General features: G+C 56.7%; 11 protein-coding genes and 1 pseudogene. 4 read left to right on the top strand and 8 right to left on the bottom strand.

The window, feature by feature from the left end:
- The 4 genes and pseudogenes from VKV29_RS12065 to sat form a co-directional block, all read right to left on the bottom strand.
- Window positions 1-2,862, bottom strand: a 2,862-nt coding sequence (locus VKV29_RS12065; RefSeq protein WP_324201562.1) for a choice-of-anchor tandem repeat GloVer-containing protein, incomplete at its 3' end; no start/stop codon positions are given.
- A 512-nt stretch (window positions 2,863-3,374) separates the two neighbouring features.
- Window positions 3,375-3,935 (bottom strand): annotated as a pseudogene (cysC, locus tag VKV29_RS12060) (adenylyl-sulfate kinase); the annotation flags it as partial.
- A 42-nt stretch (window positions 3,936-3,977) separates the two neighbouring features.
- Entirely contained in the window at window positions 3,978-4,763 is a 786-nt protein-coding gene (locus VKV29_RS12055) for a sulfite exporter TauE/SafE family protein (RefSeq protein ID WP_324201561.1), read from the bottom strand.
- Window positions 4,764-4,774: 11 nt separating this feature from the next.
- Window positions 4,775-5,947: a sulfate adenylyltransferase gene (gene sat, locus VKV29_RS12050; protein ID WP_324201560.1), complete on the bottom strand. Its 1,173-nt coding sequence runs from the start codon at window positions 5,945-5,947 to the stop codon at window positions 4,775-4,777.
- Window positions 5,948-6,240: 293 nt separating this feature from the next.
- Here sat and VKV29_RS12045 point away from each other — a divergent pair, with 293 nt between their 5' ends.
- Together VKV29_RS12045 and VKV29_RS12040 are read left to right on the top strand one after the other, a co-directional pair.
- On the top strand, window positions 6,241-10,926 hold the full coding sequence (locus VKV29_RS12045) for an MG2 domain-containing protein (RefSeq protein ID WP_324201559.1): 4,686 nt from the start codon (window positions 6,241-6,243) through the stop codon (window positions 10,924-10,926).
- A gap of 123 nt (window positions 10,927-11,049) precedes the next feature.
- A complete protein-coding gene (locus tag VKV29_RS12040) occupies window positions 11,050-13,302 on the top strand; it encodes a hypothetical protein (RefSeq protein WP_324201558.1) in 2,253 nt (750 codons plus the stop codon).
- On the opposite strand, the gene VKV29_RS12035 is transcribed toward VKV29_RS12040, so the two are convergent.
- The 3 genes from VKV29_RS12035 to VKV29_RS12025 all read right to left on the bottom strand — a co-directional run bounded on the left by VKV29_RS12035 (window position 13,299) and on the right by VKV29_RS12025 (window position 15,429).
- Entirely contained in the window at window positions 13,299-13,508 is a 210-nt protein-coding gene (locus tag VKV29_RS12035) for a hypothetical protein (protein WP_324201557.1), read from the bottom strand. The genes VKV29_RS12040 and VKV29_RS12035 overlap by 4 nt on opposite strands.
- A 98-nt stretch (window positions 13,509-13,606) precedes the next feature.
- Window positions 13,607-13,825 (bottom strand): hypothetical protein, encoded by a 219-nt coding sequence (locus VKV29_RS12030; RefSeq protein WP_324201556.1) that lies wholly within the window; start codon window positions 13,823-13,825, stop codon window positions 13,607-13,609.
- 137 nt (window positions 13,826-13,962) lie between these two features.
- Window positions 13,963-15,429 carry a glutamate synthase subunit beta gene (locus VKV29_RS12025; protein ID WP_324201555.1) on the bottom strand — a complete coding sequence of 489 codons (1,467 nt, stop codon included), beginning with the start codon at window positions 15,427-15,429 and terminating at the stop codon, window positions 13,963-13,965.
- Window positions 15,430-15,632: 203 nt separating this feature from the next.
- Between VKV29_RS12025 and VKV29_RS12020 the strand changes: the two genes are divergently transcribed.
- Window positions 15,633-16,661, top strand: a complete 1,029-nt coding sequence (locus tag VKV29_RS12020) for a Gfo/Idh/MocA family oxidoreductase (protein ID WP_324201554.1) — start codon at window positions 15,633-15,635, stop codon at window positions 16,659-16,661.
- A gap of 90 nt (window positions 16,662-16,751) precedes the next feature.
- Window positions 16,752-18,041, top strand: a complete 1,290-nt coding sequence (locus VKV29_RS12015) for a hypothetical protein (RefSeq protein ID WP_324201553.1) — start codon at window positions 16,752-16,754, stop codon at window positions 18,039-18,041.
- 192 nt (window positions 18,042-18,233) lie between these two features.
- Here VKV29_RS12015 and VKV29_RS12010 read toward each other — a convergent pair whose 3' ends face one another.
- Window positions 18,234-18,683, bottom strand: a complete 450-nt coding sequence (locus tag VKV29_RS12010; protein WP_324201552.1) for a cell division protein SepF — start codon at window positions 18,681-18,683, stop codon at window positions 18,234-18,236.
- Between the last annotated feature and the right edge of the window lie 162 nt (window positions 18,684-18,845).

Below are 18,845 nucleotides of genomic sequence, written 5' to 3'. Positions count from 1 at the left end.
GGAGGTGGTACCGTTCCAGAGGAGGGTATCGTTTTGGGCAAAGCCGGTGCCCACAAGGGTTAGCTGCAGGTCTCCCGAACCGGCAGCCACACTGGCAGGAGCCACAGAAAGCAACTGCGGGCCGATCCGAAAGAGGGTTCCGGCGCCGTCATAGGCAAACCTAGCGTTACCGCCAAATACGGTTATTCCATAAAAGTTCCCGTCATGACCTTGTATCACTCCGGCGTAGGAACCCACCCCATCAAAAAGGGCTCCATACACACCCGAACCCGGACCGTGTAGCACCTGAAACCCTGTGCCGTCCGGGTTCAGTTTGTAGAAAACAAATTGCCCATCATAGGGGTACCCGCCGTTTACTCCATACAACGTGCCATCTTTACTCTGTATTAGAGAGGTACCGTTATGCGCTCCTTCTCCCCCAGCAAAGCTATGAAGCACTTGGAAGTTGGTGCCGTCTGGGTTTATCTTAAAGATAACCCCATAGCCCGTGCTCCCTCCATTTATGGTCGTTCCGTATAACGCCCCATCCTTCCCTTGAAGGAGGGCGGCAATGGGGTTAGCACCATCCTGGTTGAACATGCGAAATTCGCCGGTCAGTGCCGAGAAGGTATGAAGGACTTGGAAGCCGGTGCCATCGGGGTTGATCTTAAAAATCACCCCGGTGCCGTTGGTGCCGCCTGCGATGGCTGTGCCATAGAGGGCGCCGTCTCTTCCTTGAATGAGACCTCCAACCGGATTGGAGCCATCCAAAGCATTGCCGTATTGGTCGGTTACAGAGCCAAAAGCATGCAGCACCTGGAAGTTCGTCCCATCCGGGGCCACTTTGTAAACAACCCCTCTACCATAGGCATTTCCTGCTGCGCCTTGGGGAAAGCCGCTATTGGAGGCACCATCAAAAGTTGTCCCATACAGGTATCCATCGGCACCCTGTATCACCCCACTCATGGGGTGTGTGCCATCTAACAAGTCCCCATGCGCATCGCTTTGGGAACCGAAGACATACAACACCTGAAAGCCCGTGCCGTCTGGGTTGACCTTAAAGAGCACTCCATTATTGGAAGAGATAAACGAACCACCTCCCTGAAGGGTGTGAGAGACCATAGGCCCGCCGTTTGTTGCCGTTCCATACAAGGCGCCATCCCGACCCTGTATGAGAACTCCATGGGGTAAGGCTCCATCGCTATTGTATTCATAGGCATTCGATAGCGCAATGGGATTGAAACTGTGGATCAAGGTAAAGTCGGAGCCATCGGGATTGACGCTGAAGATCGCTCCCTCTCCACCGGCTCCGCCGGCGTAAGTCGTGCCGTAGAGCCTGCCATCGCTCCCTTGACAGAGGGATAAGGCCCCAACACCATAGAGACCTGTAGCATATTGCCCCATTAACCCGTCGTTACTCATACACTGATGGATCACCTGAAAATCGGAGCCATCGGGCCGCATACGGTAGATAACCCCTCCTAGGCCATCAATGGGAATAGAATTGGGCCCCCCATTTGCGGTACCGTAGATCAAGCCGTCCTTCCCGAAAATCAGAGGGCCGGGGGCAAAACCGTAATAGACGGCAGATATATTTCCGATAGGGTTAGAGGGATAGGGAAATACATAAAGAACTTGGTAGTTGGAACCGTCAAGATTGATCCGATAGACCCATCCGCTCCCTGTGCCGGGTTGCACCGTGCCGTATAGCGCCCCATCAGGCCCCTGAACAACTCCCGCAGGGCCCGTTCCCACATTGCCCGATCCACTAAAGCTTTGCAACACCTGAAAGGTAGAGCCGTCCGTGGTGAGCCGGAAGAGCGTGCCTCCACCGTAGGTTCCACCTGACTGCGTCCCTCCATACAAGGCCCCGTCGGAACCCTGAATAAGAGTACCACGAGGATAGGCGCCATCCAGAGCATTGCCGTTTTGGTCGGTCACGGAGCCAAAAGAATGCAGCACCTGAAAACCGCTCCCGTCCGGATTGACCTTGAAAACCACGCCCTTGTTATTGGCCCCACCATAGTAGGTCACTCCATAAAGGATGCCGTCAGCACCCTCAATAGGGGGGCTATTGAGATTAAATCCATCCGGGCCGCTAAACGCGTGCACTATCTGGAAGCCCGTGCCGTCCGGGTTTAGTCTGAAAACCTCTCCTGTACCGTCGTGGGTCGCCCCATACAACATGCCGTCTTTGCCCCAAGTCAGGCCGCCGTTAGGCTGGCCCCCCCCGGAATTTGAGCCGAAGGTATAGATAACCTGATAGGAAGAGCCATCCGGGCGGATTTTGTACACAACGCCGGAGTCGTTTGTACCTCCGAGTTGCGTCACCCCATACAGATACCCGTCCGTTCCCTGTACCAGACTCCCAACCGGCCGTGATCCTCCGGGTGTAAATGAATGATCTGGCGCCTGTTGGGGTGGAAAATTATGTAGGATGGTATAGCCACTGCCATCGGGATTAACCCGATAGATCACTCCCTCATCAAAGGCCCCACCGACGTAATCTGTCCCATAGAAGGCGCCATCCGAGCCTTGAAGCAGCCCGCCTGGGACCATTCCATCGTCGGTACCAAAGGAGTGAAGAATGACACTCGGTTCTGGGGGAGCGCTCTGGGTTTGGGCAAGGCCCCCCCTGCTACTCAGCAGGCTTAGGCTGCAGGCTAGAAGCAGCAAGGCCGACACGCTCCATTTCCGCGTCTTCTTGGGCAAGCATGGCGTCGGCTGCCAACGCCAAAGGCCTTCTTTTCCTTCCTGCCGCAGTGTGTCGCTCCGCGTCGTCAGGTCACGAGGAAACCCAACCCGGTGTACGGCCTCAAACACCTTGTTTCCTACCTTCATCAAGTCACCAATCGGTGAGAAAGACAGCTTCCGTGGGTTCATGAACTTTGTCCCTCCTAAACTGATTGTGTAAGAGAATTTGCCTAGGGCTGAACGTTTTGAGGCCATCTTGTTGGTGGCACGTACCCTTGCATAGATCGTAATGCAATTTGCGTGCCAATTTATCAATTAAGGGAGTTATTTTTAGGGATTTCTAGCAGTTTTTTTGCAACTTTTGTTATTGAGTGTGAGGCGAGCGAGGAGCTATTGTGGTTAGTTTCCAGAGGAGAGGTTATCACAGGAAGCTGCTAGTGACCTTACTGGGCTTCCATCTCCTTGTAGGGGAAGGAGAGGGGAGGGGCTGCACCGACAGCCAATCTCACGATCGATTCTAGAGCCAGTTTACAAAGCAAGTCTACCTCGTTCGCCCCTATCCCATCCTTTCGCCCGATTCGGGAGAAAGGGGGCGGCTGTGTTGCGTCTTTCAAGGAGGAGGTTATCAGAGGAAACCGCCTGTAGGGGCAAACCTTCAGGGGGCAGGGATGGGCAACTCGAGGCCCACCCCTCGCTGACCCTTACTCGCAAATCAAACCCCGCTCCGTCAAATACGCCAATAACCGCTCAACCGACTGCTCCACACTCTCCTCCGCCGTGTGAACCACTACCTCCGGATGCTCCGGTGGCTCGTAAGGGTCGGATATCCCCGTGAAGTTGGCTATCTCCCCCGCCAACGCCTTCTTGTACAAACCCTTGACATCCCGCTCTATCAACACCTCCAGCGGAGCCTCCACATACACCTCCACAAAGGAGGCTCGACCCTCCTCCTCCGTTAAACGACGTATCTCCTCCCGTATCTCCCGATACGGAGAGATCGCCGCCGTTATCGCTATCACCCCATTGCGCGCCAATACCCGAGCCACCCAACCTATCCGGCGTATGTTGGTGTCCCTATCCTCTTTGCTAAAACCTAAACCCTTCGATAGGTGCGTCCGTACTTCGTCCCCATCTAACAACTCCACCTTGTAGCCCCGAATGCGAAACTCCGCTAACAAGGCGTTGGCCAGGGTGGACTTGCCCGCACCCGATAAACCCGTAAACCACAAGATAAACCCTTGATGTGTTCCCATGTTCTGTCGTCTCTTCTCCTTCTTTGCGCGTTTCTGCTTCGTTGAAAACCCTTAGGCCACTACGGCCTTCAGGCCACTTAATAACAGCACCACGGCCAGCACCAGACGCATCGGGCGCTCCGCCGTCTTCACACACAGATAGCTCCCCAGCAACTCCCCAGGAATAGACCCCAGCAGAAGACTGCCCAGCATCGCATAGTCTATCCCCTTCAATACCACGTTGCTTAAAGCCGCCACCCCGGTCAGCAGCACCGCATGGGCCGTCTCCGTCCCGATGGTGGTGGTGGCACCCAACCCAAACACCAACAGCAGCACCGGCCCGAACAGCGCTCCGCCCCCTACCGAGGTCACTCCTACCATCATCCCAAACACAAAACCCACCGGTATGGCTATCCACGCCGTCCGACGCGGCTTGCCCAACGCCAAGGGCAAACGCCACTCCGCAAAACGTGGATGGGCCTTTAGAGCGATGGGAAGGGCCGACACCACAAGCGTGAAACCCAGAAGATGCAAAACGAAATGGCGAAGAACCGCATCGCTCACATGTCCGTAACGGTGTAGGCCCCACAAGCCCCATATGCCCACTAAAGCGCCCGGAACGCTGCCGAGGGCCAAGAGTTTTACTAGGCGCCATTCGATGCGACCACGGCGCCAGAACACGCCCACTCCGGCAAGCCGAGAAAGCGTCGCATACGCCAAATCCGTCCCTATCGCTATCTTCGGCTCCACACCCAACAGAAATATCAGCACCGGCGTCGTTATCGAACCGGCCCCCGTGCCCGTTAAACCCACAATGAAACCGATTAACAGGCCTACCACTGTATAACGAAGATCCATCGCTTTCCTCCTTAAGAATTGGCACGCATCGCCTCGATCAACACCTGAGCCACCTCCGGACGGGTAAACTCCACCGGAGGCAACTGACCCGCACGCAACATCTCCCGAACCTTCGTCCCAGAAAGCGTTACATGCACCTCCGAAGGATGCGGACAGGTCTTGGAGGAGGCCATGCTCCCGCACCGCTTGCACCAAAACGAGTGCTCGAACTTTAACGGCACAATCCCTATCTCTTCGGCAGAGAAGGCATCGAAAATCTCTTGAGCCTCATAGGTGCCGTAGTAGTTGCCCACCCCGGCATGGTCGCGCCCCACAATAAAATGCGTGCAGCCGTAGTTCTTGCGCAGCAGAGCATGAAACACCGCCTCACGCGGCCCCGCATAGCGCATGGAGGCCGGGTTCACCGCCAAAAGGGTGCGTTCCAGAGGATAGTAGTTCTCCAGCAGAACCTGATAACAGCGCATCCGCACCGCCGCCGGAATGTCGTCGCCTTTGGTCTCTCCTACCAAGGGGTGCAGCAACAAGCCATCCACCATCTCCAGGGCTACCTTCTGCAGGTACTCGTGGGCACGATGCACGGGGTTTCGGGTCTGAAAGCCCACCACGCTGCGCCAGCCCTTTTGGGCGAAGATGGCGCGGGTTTGGGCGGGGGTGAGGTAGTATTCGGGGAAGTCGGTGTGGGGGGGCAGGGTGAGCACCTCCACCTCGCCTCCCACATACAACTCCGGTTGGACATAGAGGATGGCCACGCCGGGGTGGGCTTCGTCGGTGGTTTTGTAGATAGCTTGGGCCTCTTGGCGTTTATCGTAAGGGTAGATGTCTTGGACGTGGAGGATGGCGAGGGGCTGCCCGTCTTGGGTGGTGAGGGTGGCCTTTTGGGAGGAGGCGAGGGCTTTGGCCTGTTGTTGGGAGATGGGGAGGGTGAGGGGGAGAGTCCAGGGGAGGCCGTTGGCGAGGCGCATGGAGTGGAGGACGGCCTGATAGTCGTTTTGGTTAAGGAAGCCGGTGAGGGGGCTAGCGGCGCCGATGGCGATGATTTCGAGGTCGGAGATTTGACGTGGGGTGAGGGGGAGGGAGGGCAAGGTTCTTGCGAGCGCGAGGGTGGTTTCGTAGCGCTCTTGGGAGACAAAACGGTTGACGAGCACCCCTCCGTGAGGGGCTATGAGACCGGTAGATGCGGACATCGGAGCTGTCGGTTCCTTTCTTGTCTATTCCTAATGCGTCAGATTTGCGGAAAATAGGATACCCGATCCGGAAAAGAGAAATCAAGACTTTTTTGATTTTTTTAGTCAAGTATAGGATGGCTGAGAAAGGGTATTTCTGTTTTTTTGGATCGAAGCAGGTATTTCCAAGAAAGGGTTTCGAGCATCATTTCCGTTGTTGATCGGCTGCGATATGGTGGTAACCTTTTAGTAGAGGGCTTCGTCTAAAAGGCGTCAATCGAATCCGCCATGAGCCGGCGGAAGGGAGGTTACCGATGAGCAAAGTGGCATCGTGGACGGCGGGGATAGTGTGCGCCCTCAGCGGCACTCTTGCCCTTTTGGGGGCCTTAGGGCAGGAAAAGTCGCCGGCCTCACCCGAGGAAAACATGATGAAAATATCCCCTATCGAAGTCATTGCACGCGGTCAGGACACATGGATTTGTGGCTCTCGTGCCGGTTTGCGGCTTATTGTGAAGAACCACGATACCGACCAGCCGTTGCCCTCTCAGGTCCGTATCGTTCTGTCGCCAAAAAACAGGCCTCAGAAGACAAAGGTTCTGTTTGAAGGGGCTACCGACCGCTACGGAACGCTCGACAACAGTTTTTCTACGGCGGCTTTTACGCCAGGCACCTATCGGCTGGCTGTGAAGGTGAAGACGCCGATCGGCGAAGATGGGTTCCAAGCGGAAGTGCGATTGGTGAAGGAGACTAAAATCTATCTCACCACCGACAAACCGCTCTATCAGCCCGGGCAGGTCATCCACATGCGCGCATTGGCGCTTGATGCAGGCACGTTACGTCCGCTCGCCAAAGCGCCCATTACCTTTACGGTAACGGATGGACGTGGGAACCGAGTTTTTAAGGAGGAGAAGACGCTTTCGGATTTTGGCACGGTCGGCGCCGATTTTCAGCTGGCCGATGAGGTCAATACAGGCACCTATCGTATTGCGGCCGAAGCGCTCGATACCTCCGTGACGCGCACGGTGGAGGTGAAACCCTACGTTCTGCCCAAATTCCAGATCACGCTGAAGCCCGATCAAGGCTACTACCGTCCGGGGCAGTTAGTAACCTGCCGTTTACGTGCGCTCTACTTCTTTGGCAAGCCGGTGGCCAACGCCGAGGTGAAGGTAACGGTAAGCACCCTGGATGTAGAGAACCATGAGCTGGCGACCTTTGAGGGGCACACCGATGCCGTAGGGAGTTACACGTTTCGCTATCGGCTTCCGGAGGCACTTGTGGGACAGCCCATGGCACAAGGGAACGCCTTGGTCAACTTCAATGTAAAGGTGAAAGATACGGCCGAACAGGAACAGGAGGCAGCGGTGAGCGTGCCCGTTTCGAGCCAGCCTCTGCATATAACGATAGTGCCCGAATCGGAAACGCTTCTGCCGAATATGCCCAATAGGGTCTATGTGGCCGTCACTACGCCGGATGGGCAGCCGGTGCCGAATGCGCAAGTCCATTTCCAGATTGTGACCAATCCTAGTATCCCGAATCGAAACACCAATCTCTCGTTGCAGTGCGTCACCAATGCTTTGGGGGTAGGGGAGATAGAGTTCGTGCCTAAGGATAGCCAATGCAGGGTGCTGTGTACGGCTTCGGACAAGCAGGAGCGAAAAGGCACGCTCTCGACAGATTTAGGCACTTGGCAAACCGCAGCGCTACTGCTGCGCGTAGACAAGCCGCTGGCGAAGGTAGGGGATGTGCTGCAACTCACCTGCTTTTCACAGCAAAAAACGGGCACCGTCTACCTCGATGTGCTGCGCAACCACCAAACGATTCTCACCGATGTCATCCCCATTCAAAACGGCAAAGGAACGCTGAACTTGCCGCTTGGCCCCGATATGGAGGGCACATTGGAGTTGCGTGCCTACCAGGTGTTGCCGAACGAGCAAATACCTCAAGATGTGCGCTATGCGGTGGTGCTGCCGGCCACCGATCTGCGGATAGCCGTGGCTACGGATAAGGAGGAGTACCGCCCCGGCGCCGACGCCGTCATCCGTTTTCATGTCTCTGATCAGGAGGGGCATCCGGTGGCAGCGGCACTGGGGGTGGCCATGGTAGATGAGAGCGTTTTTGCGCTCTCCGACCTTCAGCCCGGTCTGGCCAAAATCTACTTCCTGTTGGAAAAACAGCTTCTCACCCCTCGATACGAGATTCATGGAATTACGCCGGAGCAGCTCATACCCATTCGCAATCCGCTACCGTGGCGCGAACGGCAGCGGGCAGCGCAACTGCTGTTTGCAGCGGCGCGCAACGAGGCTGAGAATGCGATGCCGCCCGGCCCGGTCTTTAGGGGGGGTGGGCCACGTCTCCTCCCCCAAGCCATTGGAATGATGCCGGTACAGGAGCAACAGAGCCACTCCGTCTATACTCTCAACATAGATACCTATCGGGAACGGTATCTGAAGTTGGTTCAGACCGTTTATCAGAAGATGGAGGAATCGCTTGCCCAAATCGAACAGGCGATAAAGACCTACGAGGCGCAAAGCGGGAACCATGGTGCAGCCGAATTGACACCGATGCAGCTAGTGGATAGAGGGTTGTTGCCGAGGAAGGCCTTGTATGACCCTTGGGGGCGTCCCTACCAGATAAGCATTCAGGGAGCGGGAGCGAACGTGCAGATACGTCTGACGAGCGCCGGCTTGGATGGAAAGTTCGGTAGCGGCGACGATTTTACGCTTTGGGGGCCGGGAGCGATGTTAGAGATGCGGGATAGGGCTGCAATGGGCGGGTTCGTCGGAGGGCTTGTGGCCCCGGCTGAAAACGCTCGCGTGGTCTTTGCAATTCCGAAAGCGGCCAGCGCCCTCGCAAATCCGGTGGGGGCCGGCACCCCTGAGCCGCGCATAAGAAGCTACTTCCCGGAGACTCTCTATTGGAACCCCAATCTCATCACAGATGCGCAAGGCGAGGCAACTTTGCGGCTGCCAATGGCCGACTCGATCACTACCTGGCGCATGAGCCTGCTTGCCAACAGCCTGCAGGGAGCCATCGGCAGCACCACAAAGAAAGTTCGTGTGTTTCAGCCGTTCTTTGTAGACCTCAATCTGCCCGTGGCGCTAACGCAGGGCGACCGCATCTCCCTGCCCGTTACCATCTACAACTATCTGCCTAAAGCCCAGAAGGTGAGGCTGGTGTTGAAGTTGCAGCCGTGGTTTCGGCTTGAGGGCAGCAACGAGCGCGAGCTAACGGTGATGCCGGAAGAGGTTACCGTAGTGCATTTCCCCATCGTGGCCGAGGGATTAGGCCAGCAGTCGCTCACCGTAATGGCTTACGGAAGTCAGCTCTCCGACGCGATTCGGCGGCAGATAAGGGTAGAGCCGAACGGGCAAAAAGTAGAGATCGTTCACAACGGAACGTTGCAGGGCACCGTTACCCAACAGATTGTCTTGCCACCCGATGCCGTGTCAGGAGCGAGCAAGGTGCTTGTGAAAATCTATCCGGGCACCTTTAGTCAGGTTGTGGAAGGTCTGGACGGGCTGCTGCAGATGCCCTATGGGTGCTTCGAGCAGACCTCTTCGACCACCTACCCTAACATCCTGATCCTGTCCTACTTGCAAAAGACCCATCAGGTGAATCCGGCTATACAGATGCGGGCCGAGCAGTATATAAGCATCGGCTATCAGCGCTTAGTTACCTTTGAGGTAAAGGGCGGCGGATTCTCATGGTTTGGTAACCCACCGGCGAATCAGGTACTGACGGCCTACGGACTGCTCGAGTTCTCCGACATGGCCAAAGTACGTGATATAGACCCGCAGATCATCAGTCGCACACAAAAGTGGCTTGCAGGAAAACAACGGGCCGATGGTAGCTGGCTGGAAGAGGGGCCTGGGATCGCCGAGGGAATCATCAATAGGCAGACCGGCGCCTTGCGCACCACCTCCTATGTGGATTGGGCGCTGGCGGAGAGCGGCTATACCGGCCCGGAGGTGGCAAGAGGTATCGCCTATGTCGAACAACATCTGGATGAGAGCGACGACCCCTACACCCTGGCGCTGGTGCTGAATCTGCTGGTGGCCGCACGAAAAGACGAGCCGAACACCGCACGCGTGGCACAAAAGCTTATCGCCCTAGCGCATACCACCGATGACACCGCATGGTGGGAAGGGAAGACGGTGACCTTTACGGGCGCCACGAATTTGGGGGCCGATTTGGAAACCTGCGGTTTGGCTGCCTATGCGCTGGCGCGATGGGGAGGAGACCCTGCTTTTACCACCAAAGCGCTCAACTATATTGTGCAGCACCGCGACGCCGGTGGAACCTGGCAGACGACGCAGGCCACCGTTTGGTGTATGCGTGCCCTTCTCTATGCCAGCAGCCAAGGCACCGCAAAGGGAACCGGCACGGTTACGGTGGTGATGAACGGCCAAAAAGTCGCCACGCTTTCGGTTACCGAGGCGAACCGCGACATTATGCAGCAGGTTGAGATTCAAAACCCTCTGCAAAAAGGGGAGAATCGGCTCGAAATTCGCTTCAAGGCCGACGCCCTTTCCGGAAAGGGGGCGCTGGGCTATCAGGTGGTAAGCCGCTACTATCTGCCGTGGCGCGACACCATGCCGCCTGTGGCGCCTAATGCAGAGCCGCTTGCTCTGGCCGTGCACTACGATCGAACGACCCTAGCACAGAACGATACGGTGGGCGTGACGGTCACCATCCATAATAACACCAATGGCACGGTGGAGATGCCCCTGATCGATCTGGGAGTACCGCCCGGCTTTACGGTGGAGACGGATGGTTTAGAGGAGGCCGTTAAGGCGAAAACCATAGATAAATACACGGTGGCAGCACGGCAGATCATCGTCTATCTCCAGAAGCTCGCGCCTAACCAGACGGTTACGTTACGCTACAAAGTGCGCGCGCTCTTCCCTGTGAAGGCGCTTACGCCGCTGAGTAAGGTCTACCCCTACTACGACCCTGAGAAAGTCACCATCGTTCCACCGCAGTCCGTGGTGGTTGAGTAGGCAGGCCTAAAAGCCGGAGGATTAGGGGGCAGCAAAGTTCGATGTTGCCCCCTAATCTTTTGCAAACGGCTGAGGCTTGAGCGGTATAATGCCTCCTGTAATACGCCTGGAGAGGAACCGCCTTTGCGACGCGAGCGATTTTATGCCTATCTATCGTTTGTTGTTATGGCTTGCCTCCTCTGCCGGCAAAGTGTAAAGGCCCAACCAACCTCCCCACATCCGAAGCTTATTCTCGTGCTTTGTGATGGCCTTACCGTTAGAGACCTGGAGGACCAGCATCATCCTGCTCTCTATCTTCTCGCTCGGTCGGGCGCGGTCGGCCTTATGAACGTGCGTACCCCACAGCGTTCTTCCCCCATGTCGGCGCTGCTTACGTTGGCGGCAGGTCAAGTGGAGGCGGCGCAGCCCACCGATGGCTGGGCTTTCCAGCAACAGGAGCAAGTTCCTAACGCGCGAGGCACGGCCGGCATTCTCTATCTGCGGTATACAGGGCTGGTTCCTACAAAGCCTATCGTTCATCTGGGCATCGCCTCGCTTTGGCGACGCGGGTTGAATACGGTGTTGGTAGGCTCCCTGCTGAATAAGGCTAGGCCACCTGTCGTTGCGGCGATCTACGGCAATGCCGATGCGTGGTGGCCCGATCGGAGCGCTGCCCTGCTGGCAACCGATGCATTTGGGCAGGCGGAAGGCGATCTGCTTTCTGTCCGACCCGATGCGGAGGCCCCTTTTGGGCGGAGCGATAAGCGAATGGACTGGTTTTATGGCAGGGCGCTGAGCGGCACGGCATCGCTCTGTGTGATTCGACTGGGCGACATGACGCGATTAGCCGCGCTGCAATCAAAACTTTCGCCGAACACCTTCGAGGCGTTGCGAGAGAAGGCCCTTTCAAGGCTCGATGTGCTGCTTTATATGCTGTGGAGCTTCGTGCGTGAGAACGGGCATGCGGATTTAATGCTTGTTTCGCCTGTTGCTGCGCGAGATAGGGCGTTACCGGACGCTTGGCAGCGTCTTACTCCCCTGGTGGCGATAGGGCCGGACTTTCCGGCGGGATTGCTGACATCGCCGACCACGCGTACGCGAGGTCTCGTGGCAAATACCGACCTGGCACCCACAATTTTAAGCCTCTTTCATGTCCCGATACCGCCCACCATGACGGGACGTCCTTTCGTTTCCGTGCCCTATGGGGATGGAGCGCACCGACTTGCGGCGTTGGCGCGAACGGATTATGTGAGTGTGCTCAACGCGCGGACTGTGGTAGTTGGTATGGTAGCTATCGGAGCGCTGGGATTCCTAACGGCGGTAGGGGCGTTGATGGCGCATCGCCTTCAGAAGCGGAGGCTGGCGCGCGCCCTTTCGGCCGTTTTTGTGTGGGGACTTAATCTTCCCACGGCGTTGCTGCTGGCACCGCTATGGGTACCTCCCACACGCTGGGAGTACATTCTTCGAATCGTAGCCTGGATGAGCGTGCTTACAGCGGGTTGCTATGGGGTAGGACGATGGATACGCTGGAGACCGCCGAGTGTAGCCTGCCTCGTCTGCATTCTATTAATAGCGTTCGATCTGTGTAGCGGCCAGCAACTCATTAAAGATTCGTTGCTGAGTGGGTATGCGCTATCGGGCATTCGCTACTATGGCATTGGGAACGAGTATTTGGGGGTTCTGGTGGGCATGGCATTGATAGGAGGGTGTGCTTGGCTTGACGATTTGGAGACGATACGGGCTGGGCAAGCCCAACGTTATCGCGGGGTGTTGGTAGGGCTATGGATTGGAATGGCCTTGCTGTTTGGTTGGCCCTATTGGGGGGCGAATTACGGTAGTTTGGTGGTTACCGGCGTGGCATTCGGCTTAGGGCGAGAAGCGCTTTGGAAGCGGGCGGTAACGGTAGCTAAAGCGGTGGTGCTGGGTGGGGTAGGCATGATTTTTGCTTTTCTCTTCGGTGAGCTGGATGTTGTGTTGGCGCATGGGGCTAGCTCTCATGCCGGCTATGTGTTGCAGGAGACCGCGCACGGACGGGGGGTGGGCTATATCGTGCAGATCGCTCTCCGTAAGCTGGCCATGAACCTTCATCTCCTAGCCTCTCCCTATCTCTACTTAGGCATAGGCGTTGTCGTAGCCATTTTAGTGGTCGCTTTTGGTTTGGTGCGAGCCGCGGTACGAGAGAGCCTGTTGCAGCGCCCATACACGGCAAGTGGTCTTAAAGTGTTGCCTGCGGCCGTTGCAGCCGCCCTGCTCTTTAAAGATTCGGGAGTGGTGAGCACCACGTTTCTTTTGGGAACGACCTGTGCGATTCTCTTATGGTATGTGTTGCAGGAGGCAGCCGAAGAGAAAAGGGGGCGTGAGAGCGCGCGATCTCGTTGCGCTCCGACGCCCACCTAAGCGGCTAAATCGAGCATGGAAGCGTTGTTGGTGTTGAACTCAACGCGGCTGGCTTCAGGAATAAACTGCACCCGATTCTTGACAGGCTGAAATTCCACGCGATTCGATAGAGCCTGAAATCGAACTCGGCTCTGCACAGGGTGGTACTGCAGGCGATTCTGCACAGAGCTGAATTGCAGTCTGTCTTGCGTGCCGATCTGGTTCATGTGAGGTTCCTCCTTTCCCTGCGAAAGGCCCCTCGGCGGCAAGACGATTTTATGTTCGGTCGTTTCCTGCTTCCTGTTCCGCTTACTTTTGCCGGATTTTAGGCCTCCTGGTCTAAAATCGGAAGCGCATCGTTTGTAAGCAAGCCGACCATACGAACATGCTCCGATGAACCTCGCACGACGACGCGCTCTTTTACAGGGATGAAGCGCACCTGATCGGTTACCGGCGCATAATGGATACGATTTGGGATGGGTGCGCACCTTATTTGTCCTTCTGGGGTGTTGGCAGCACCGCTCCCTTGCGTGTCGAGCGGCATATCACCTCCTCCTTTCTACGCCAAAGCCTCATCAGCAGATGGGCTGATGAGGCGGTTTGACACGCCATTAGGTTATCGGATGGCGGTGTTTAGGCGCTAACTGAGAGAAGCGCGAGTTTTTGGCGCTCGACGGAGTTTCAAACGCAGATGGGCGTTGCGCGGGTAAGCGGCAGATCGGAGTGGCCCATGAGATAGAGGTCTACCCCACGAGCCGCTTCACGGCCTTCGGCGATGGCCCAGACGATGAGCGACTGCCCACGTCGCATATCTCCACAGGCGAATACGCCGGGGACGCTGGTGGCGTAGTTGCTATCTGTCTTTACATTGCCGCGCTGATCAAGCTCCACGCCTAGTTGCGCCAATATGCCTCCGTGTTCGGGGTGCACGAAGCCGAGGGCCAGCAGCACGAGGTCTACATCGAGTTCAAATTCGGAGCCGGGTATCTCTTCCATGCGGCGGCGTCCCTCGGCATCCGGCTGGCTCCACTGCACGCGCACGGCATGGAGTTTTTTGACTTTTCCGTTTTCACCGGAAAACGCTTTGGTGCTAACACACCAATCGCGGATGCCGCCCTCTTCGTGGGCTGCGGAGGTGCGAAGAATCATGGGATAGCGCGGCCAAGGCATGGTCTCGTCGCGGCTTGAAGGCGGCTTGGGCATGATCTCAAACTGATAGACCTCGATGGCGCCTTGGCGATGGACGGTGCCGAGACAGTCGGCGCCGGTGTCGCCGCCGCCCAAGATGGCCACCCGCTTGCCGGCCGCGGTGATTTGTGGTTTATCTTCGGGCCAAATGCCGGCAACGCGACGGTTTTGCTGCGGGAGAAACTCCATGGCGAAGTAGATGCCCTCTAGCTCGCGTCCGGGAACGTTAAGGTCGCGTGGCACGGTGCAGCCGCCGGCGAGCACAACAGCATCGAAATCGCGCCGCAGCTCCTCGCCGGAGATATCCACCCCTACGTTGACGTTGGGGCGGAAGATCACGCCCTCTTCCTCCATCTGCTTGAGCCGTCGGTCTAGCACCCATTTTTCCAGCTTAAAATCGGGGATGCCATAGCGCAAGAGACCTCCGATGCGGTCGGAGCGCTCGAAGACGGTGACGGTATGGCCGGCCCGATTGAGCTGTTGGGCGCATGCGAGACCGGCCGGGCCGGAGCCGACGATAGCCACTTTGCGCCCGGTGCGCTTGGCCGGCGGTTCGGGCTTAATCCAGCCCTCGTCCCAGCCCATGAGGGCGAGGCTCTCCTCAATGCGGCGAATGGTTACCGGCTCTTGATTGATGCCGAGCACGCAGGCGGCCTCGCAGGGAGCCGGGCAAAGTTTTCCGGTGAACTCGGGGAAGTTATTGGTAGCATGAAGTTCGGCTAAGGCCTCGCGCCAACGGCCACGATAGGTGAGATCGTTCCAGTCTGGGATGATATTGCCCAGAGGGCATCCCTGATGGCAAAACGGAATGCCGCAGTCCATACAGCGTGCTGCTTGGCGTTGTAGCTTCTCGCGAGGAAACTCCAAATAGAACTCGCACCAATCCTTCTTTCTCTCCTCCACGGGGCGACGCGGAGGCAACTCACGCTGATACTTTAAAAAACCTTTTGGGTCTGCCATGGCCTTTCGTCTCTAAATGAAAGTCTCCGCGCTTTTGGGCGGTTATCGGGGCACACCCAAATTTGCCACCAATCACGTTCAAAGCACGGATTATTATTATACACCATTGAATCGCAAGATAAAAGATAGGGCTTTGTTTGGTCAAACCTAGCTACGGGAACGGGTACCATTTAAACACGATATTTGGGAAAGGATGAGACGCTATGGATAAGGTAAGGTGGGCTATTTTGGGCACGGGAGGCATTGCGCGCAAGCTGGCCAATGCCATACGCCACTCGCGCCACGGGGAGCTGGTGGCCGTGGCAAGCCGAACGCAGGCCTCTGCCGACGCATTTGGGCAGGAGTTTGGCATTCCACGACGTTATGAGGGCTATGCTCGTGTCTTGGATGATGCCGATGTGGAGGCCGTCTACATCTCGCTGCCAAACCATCTGCACGCGGAATGGACGGTGCGTTGCGCAAACGCCAAGAAGCATGTGCTGTGCGAAAAGCCCTTTACCGTGAACACGGCCGAGGCCGAGTACGCGCTCGATGCGGTTCGGCGCGCGAAGGTTTTATTTATGGAGGCCTTTCAATATCGTTGCCATCCCACTATGCAGCGCATCTGTGAGCTGATCCGTGAGAAGGCCATCGGGGAGCTGAAGCTTATTCATGCGAGCTTTCAGTACAATCTCGGCCCGAAATACGATAACATTCGGCTTTCCAACCCGGCAGCCGGTGGGGGCATTATGGACGTGGGATGCTACACGATATCCTTCGCCCGCCTTGTGGCCGGCGTTGCAGTAGGCCGCACCTGCACGGAGCCGATTGAGTTAAAGGGCTGTGCGCACATTGGGACGGTGAGCCGGGTAGATGAGCAGGCCACCGCGGCGCTGAAGTTTCCTGAAGGGATTGTGGCCTATCTCGCCTGCGGCACGCAGGTGCATTTTGATGCCACCGTGCGCCTTTTTGGGTCGGATGGTAGCCTTGAGGTGGCCAACTTATGGGTGCCGCCTACTGAGGGAAACACCATCCGTCTGCTGCGTGGAGGAAAGACCGAGGAGATTAGGGTAGAGACCAACAACGACCCCTATACCATTGAGGCCGATCTCTTCGCGCAGTGTCTGAGGGAAGGCCGCTTGGAAGCGCCGACACCCGCTATGACCTACGCGGACACGTTGGGCAACATGCAGGCGCTTGACCGGTGGCGTGCCGAGGTCGGCCTCGTCTTCGATGTCGAGCGCACTTCGTAGACGATTGAACTTTTTGGCCTCCATTGCGTCTATACCGTCAATCGAGCGTTGCAAAGGGTATAGGCGTCGTAAACGCCTAGAGGAGGAGCTATGTTGGCGAAACGTGTTATCTGCCCCATGTGTGCGGTTTTGGGAGCCTTTGTCTTACTGAACGGGCTTCCGATGAAAACGAGCGCGTTGCCCCAAAATGCCGATGGCCAAGTTTTGCAAGGCATGCAAAACCTCTATCTTACCGGGCCGGTTATGCGGTTCTATTCGAATGCCGACCCCGATTCCATTCCACCTATTCCCGACAGTGTCTTGCAATTGGCCAACTTCTCGAAAGGGGCTAACCGTCATATCTATTTGAACATGACAAGGGTACGACAGGTTATCGCGAGAGACGAGGCGTTGGCCGTGTTCTTAAACGATGCAAGTGTAGGCCCCAGGCTACAACAGGCCCTGCAGCAGGCCCTTCTTTACGCCGGTTTAGAGGCCAACCCAAATGCCGGCTTCAACAGTTACAATGAACTCAACGCGGTGTTTGGTGGAAAGCGAAGGGCGCGTATTGCCGCCAACCCCAATCGGCTTCTAAAGCGTGGTAGAAAGGTACAGCCGGCCCCTGATGTAGCGCCTGATGCGCCGAATACGGTTACTCCTGTGCCTAACAACACCCAGCCGACCGCAGGGAATAACAATATCCAGCCGAACAAGGGGGTAAACCGTAAAAACTTCATTGCGGATGAGCTACAGAAGGCGCAGGCCGCAGCCATTGATGATTTTACGGTGCTGGTGGGGCTGTCGCCGGACGGGAGCCAGGCGGCTCTCTATGTGCTAGGCAGCTTACCGCAACAACCGAACCCCGATGTGCCCGTGAGCTTCACCGTGGAGGGCCGAACCTATCGGGAAGGCGATGCAGACCCCGCAGGGAACGACCAGCCATCCAACTATACCTTGGTGGATAAACTCAACCTGCCGGCAGCTTCCCAAGAGGCGCGCTATTTCTGCTATGTCTATCCGTTAGTGACGCCAGACCCGACCACCCAGATGGATTTTACCGTTCGGTACTGGCCTGCACCCTTCCTTTCTGTTGTCCACGACGTTGCGTTGGCCCACTCCAGGGTAATCGCCAGCCCAAACACCGTTTACGGTTGGACGGCCGTTCCACTTACACGCCTGATTCGCTATAACCCTAACCAGGCTCTCCTCGATTATGTGCTCGACCGCGCCGCCGTGGGAGGGGACGTGCAACAGGCCGAGCAGGAGTTGCTTTACGGTAGGGCACGAAAACGGCTGTTGCAACAACGGGCAGCCCAACGTAGGCAACTGTTGCGCCGGCGACCAAACCAGAATCCGCAGGGCAACCCCGTTGTGCCCCAAGGTAATTCCGGACAGAATTAACAGGCCGGCTTGCGGAGCAATGGTTTCTGTAGGGAATTTTGTTCGGGTAAGCCAACGGCGGCTAGAAAAGAGGTTGTTCTAGAGAGACTGCTGGGTAAATCGCGGTGTGAGGACAGACAAAACCAATCATCCCCTTCAATGAGAAGGGGTTTTTTCTTTGCCAACAATGCCGGCTTAAGGCGCTGTATCGGTTTAGGGCGCTGTGGAACGTGTGGCGTTGCCCGAGTTGGTTGTGCCTTCGTCTACTTCTACTTCAACGTTGGCGGGCACAAAGAGATAGACGCGATCGCCAATGCGCTCCACCGTACCATCGAGCGCATAGCAGACGCCACTGAGAAAATCTATGATGCGCTCTCCCATCTGAGGGGAGGCTTTTTCTAGGTTGACGATCTGCTGCTCGCCCATTTTAAGCCCATCGGCTGTTACGCGCGCATCCTCGAAAACCTGGGCGTTGCGCCGCACGGCCACACGGCTTGTGCGGGCCGTGTGGAGGCGCAGGGGTTGCTGGGGTCTGCGGGCAACCTCCGCTTCACCGAGGTGCTCTTCGGTCTCGTCCTCCTGATCGTCGGGGCCTAAAAACATGTCTTTAATGCGGTGAAGCAGGCTTCGGTGCTCTTGTTCTTCGAATGAGGGTGAATTCACAGTCTACCTCCTTTGGAAGGTGTTGATCGAATGTAGCGATGAAACTCTCTCCGATGGTATGGAAGTTTGTTCGGTTGCGCTTAAGACGAATAAGGGAAAAGATACCGACTCGGCCGTTGCCATTGTTAGAAAGTATATCGCTTTACTCTTAGTTTAGCAGAA

The organism is Chthonomonas sp. (genome assembly GCF_035294165.1).
Lineage (GTDB): Bacteria > Armatimonadota > Chthonomonadetes > Chthonomonadales > Chthonomonadaceae > Chthonomonas.
This window is presented reverse-complemented; position numbering and strand designations above follow the sequence as displayed.